The 3,585-nt window shown below is 69.2% G+C and carries 5 protein-coding genes; 4 read left to right on the top strand and 1 reads right to left on the bottom strand.

Annotated elements, in window-relative coordinates:
• The 3 genes from R1101_RS0118600 to R1101_RS0118590 form a co-directional block, all read left to right on the top strand.
• Positions 1-914 (top strand): ABC transporter ATP-binding protein (locus tag R1101_RS0118600; RefSeq protein ID WP_016934851.1); only part of this gene is annotated, 914 nt, incomplete at its 5' end.
• A complete protein-coding gene (locus R1101_RS0118595) occupies positions 911-1,708 on the top strand; it encodes an ABC transporter permease (protein ID WP_016934850.1) in 798 nt (265 codons plus the stop codon). The genes R1101_RS0118600 and R1101_RS0118595, both read left to right, overlap by 4 nt.
• A gap of 68 nt (positions 1,709-1,776) precedes the next feature.
• Entirely contained in the window at positions 1,777-2,742 is a 966-nt protein-coding gene (locus R1101_RS0118590; RefSeq protein ID WP_016934849.1) for a COX15/CtaA family protein, read from the top strand.
• Between the two features lie 71 nt (positions 2,743-2,813).
• On the opposite strand, the gene R1101_RS0118585 is transcribed toward R1101_RS0118590, so the two are convergent.
• On the bottom strand, positions 2,814-3,155 hold the full coding sequence (locus tag R1101_RS0118585) for a hypothetical protein (protein WP_016934848.1): 342 nt from the start codon (positions 3,153-3,155) through the stop codon (positions 2,814-2,816).
• A 23-nt stretch (positions 3,156-3,178) separates the two neighbouring features.
• Here R1101_RS0118585 and R1101_RS0118580 point away from each other — a divergent pair.
• Positions 3,179-3,585: alcohol dehydrogenase catalytic domain-containing protein (locus tag R1101_RS0118580; RefSeq protein WP_026003449.1), on the top strand; the 407-nt coding region annotated here is incomplete at its 3' end.

Genomic DNA, 3,585 nt, shown 5'->3' with positions numbered 1-3,585 from the left:
CGGCCGTGCGCCTGGACGGCGTCGTCAAGACCTACGGGGGCGTCACCGCCGTGAACGGTCTCGACCTGACCGTCGAACGCGCCCAGGTGCTCGCCCTTCTCGGTCCGAACGGCGCCGGTAAGACCACCACCGTGGAAATGTGCGAGGGGTTCGTCACTCCCGACGCCGGTATCGTCCGCGTCCTGGGTCTCGACCCCGTCGCCGATTCCGACGCTCTCCGCCCCAGGATCGGGGTGATGCTGCAGGGCGGAGGCGCCTATCCGGGTTCACGGGCCGGCGAGATGCTCGACCTGGTCGCGGCGTACTCGGCCGACCCCCTCGATCCGGACTGGCTGCTCCGGCGCCTCGGGCTCACGGACGCCCGCCGCACCCCCTACCGCCGGCTGTCGGGCGGACAACAGCAACGTCTCGCGCTCGCGTGCGCGCTGGTCGGGCGCCCCGAACTGGTGTTCCTCGACGAACCGACGGCCGGCCTCGACGCGCAGGCCCGGCTGCTCGTCTGGGAGTTGATCGACGCGCTGCGCCGCGACGGCGTGAGCGTGCTGCTCACCACTCATCTCATGGACGAGGCCGAGGAACTCGCCGACGAGATCGTCATCATCGATCACGGCCGGGTGGTCGCTGCGGGCACGCCCGACGAGGTCACCCGCGACGGCGCCGAGGGCCAGCTGTGGCTGACCGCGCCTGCCGGCCTCGACCTGAGCGCACTGCAGTCGACCCTTGCCGGCACTCATCGGGTCCGTGAGGACAATCCCGGGCGGTATCTCGTGGAGGGCACGATCGAACCGTCGGTCGTGGCGGCGGCAGCGACCTGGTGCGCGAGCCTGGGAGCACTGGCAACCGAGATCCGCGTGGATCAGCGCAGCCTCGAGGACGTCTTCCTCGAATTGACCGGTCGGGAGTTGAGAGGGTGAGCGTGACCCACGATCGTCTGGCGAACAACCGGTTCGCGGAGGGGACGTTCACCCCGCGACCGCAGCCGAACTCGCCGTCGAAGATGCTCGCGGCGCAGACAGTCATGGAACTGAAGTTGTTGCTGCGCAACGGCGAGCAACTCCTGCTGACCATGTTCATCCCGATCACCCTGTTGATCGGGCTGTCCCTGCTGCCGATCGGCGATCTCGGCGACGCGCGGGTCGATCGCGTGCTGCCTGCGGTGATGATGGTGGCGGTGATGTCGACGGCGTTCACCGGGCAGGCGATCGCCGTGGGCTTCGACCGGCGCTACGGCGCCCTCAAGCGGATCGGCGCGACAGCGCTTCCCAAGTGGGGAATCATCGCCGGGAAGAGCGCGGCCGTGGGGATAGTCGTCGCCCTGCAGTCCGTGCTGCTCGGAACGATAGGACTGGCGCTGGGTTGGCGACCCTCCCCCGTCGATCTGCTCATCGGGGCGGTCGTCATCGCCCTCGGCACGGTGATGTTCGCGACACTGGGTCTGCTCCTCGGCGGAACGCTCCGTGCCGAGATCGTGCTCGCCCTCGCGAACATCGTGTGGTTCGTGCTGCTCGGGATCGGCAGCATCGTGGTGCTCGGCGACGTGATCCCGGAAGCGGTGGCCCACCTGCTGCGGATCGTCCCGTCCGGGGCGCTGACCCTTGCGCTCGAGAGCGCCACGACGGGTGTGTTCGACTGGCTGTCGATCGTCGCGCTCGTGGTGTGGACGGTGATCGGCGGCACCGCCGCGGCGAGATGCTTCCGGTTCACCTGAGCGACGGGATACCCGATCCGGCGCAACCCAACTACAGCGTGTAGTGGTTCACGCCGTACCATCGAATCGTGTTGTATCGCGGCTACCTGAGCCTTGTCGACCGTCTTCCCCTGCCCTCGTTGCGGACGCAGAAGATCATCGCGTTCCTCACGATTCTCACCCAGGGTGGCATCGCCGTGACCGGCTCGGTCGTCCGCGTCACCGCCTCCGGACTGGGTTGCCCCACCTGGCCGCAGTGCTTCCCCGGCTCGTTGGTCCCGGTGGGTGTGTCGAGCGGGGTGAACACGCTTCACCAGATCGTCGAATTCGGCAACCGGCTGCTGACCTTCGTGGTCGTGGCCGTCGCCGCCGCGATCGTGCTGGCCGTCACCCGGGCCCGTCGCCGCAAGGAGGTCATCGCCTGGGCATGGGTGATGCCCGCGGGCACCGTGCTGCAGGCGATCATCGGCGGGATCACCGTGCTGGCCGGTCTCGCCTGGTGGACGGTCGCGATCCACCTGCTCGCGTCGATGCTCATGGTGTGGCTGGCAACGGTGCTCTACGCGAAGGTGAGCGAGCCGGACGACGGCACGGTGGTGCAGGTGCTGCCCCCGCCGCTGCGATGGCTCACCGCACTGTCGGGAGTCGCGCTCGGTGTGGTCCTCGTGCTCGGCACGATGGTCACCGGCGCCGGTCCGCACGCCGGCGACAAGAGCGTCGAGAATCCCGTCCCGCGCCTCACGCTCGACATCACCAATCTCGTCCATCTGCACGCCGAGGCGCTCGTCGGCTATCTCGCGCTGCTGATCGGCCTGACCTTCGCCGTCTACGCGGTCCACGCCCCGCGAGCCGTCACGCTCCGTCTGAAGGTCGTGCTCGCCCTGGTGGTCGCGCAGGCCGGCATCGGCCTCGTGCAGTTCTGGACGGACGTGCCCGCCGTGCTGGTCGTCTGCCACGTCGCCGGGGCGGGACTGTGCACGGCGGCCACCGCCGCGGTCTGGGCGGCCGGACGGACACGCACGACCATCCCGGATCGCGAGCCCGTTCCGGTCTGACCGGCAGCCGGCGCGGCCCCCTTCCCGAATCCGGGAAGGGGGCCGCGATCGTCGTACGGATATCGGGCCTGTCAGCGCTCGTTGCGGGCCTTCGGGAACTTGGTCTGACGCGCCACCCAGCCGGCCATCCTCGCCCAATGGCCCTTCTGCGGGTTCGCAATGCTGGTGACCTCGCGGTCCCACTCCGAGACCGTGACGTCAGGAATTTCCTCGACGATGGCGCGCGCCGTCGGCAGATCCTTCGCGACACGGTCGCCGAGGGTGCCGTCGGCGGCGACCACGGTGATGCGGACGCCCGACAGACCGATGGGCTGCAGCACGGCCTTGCCGGAACCTCCGTGCGCCGCGACGAAGCTGCGGATGGACGAGACGATGTCGGCCGGTGCGGCCACGACCTGGGTTTCCACGCTCATGTCTGCAGAATACTGTGAGCCGCATGCATGCGATCGAAGTGGCACAGCACGGTGGTCCCGACGTCCTCGTCTCCGTCGAAAGACCCGACCCCGAACCCGGCCCCGGAGAACTGCTCGTCCGCACCGACGCGATCGGCGTGAACTTCATCGACACCTACTTCCGCACGGGTCTCTATCCCACCGACCTGCCCTACATCCCCGGCTCGGAGGGCACCGGCACGGTCGTGGCGGTGGGCGAGGGCGTCCGCGACACGGCGGTGGGTGACCGCGTGTCGTGGTGCGCGGCGCCCGCTTCCTATGCCGAACTCGTCCGGGTCCCCGAGGACATCGCGGTCCCGGTCCCGGAGTCCGTACCGGCCGACCAGGCCGCCTCCGTCCTGCTCCAGGGCATGACAGCGCACTACCTCCTGAACTCCGTCTACGCGGCGCA

Origin of the sequence: Rhodococcus sp. R1101, assembly GCF_000278445.1 — a bacterium.
Classification (GTDB): domain Bacteria; phylum Actinomycetota; class Actinomycetes; order Mycobacteriales; family Mycobacteriaceae; genus Rhodococcus; species Rhodococcus gordoniae.
This window is presented reverse-complemented; position numbering and strand designations above follow the sequence as displayed.

Coding starts and splice junctions, on each gene's coding strand:
- R1101_RS0118585 (WP_016934848.1), bottom strand. CDS start 3,155: ATGAGCGTGGAAACCCAGGTCGTGGCCGCACCGGCCGACATCGTCTCG.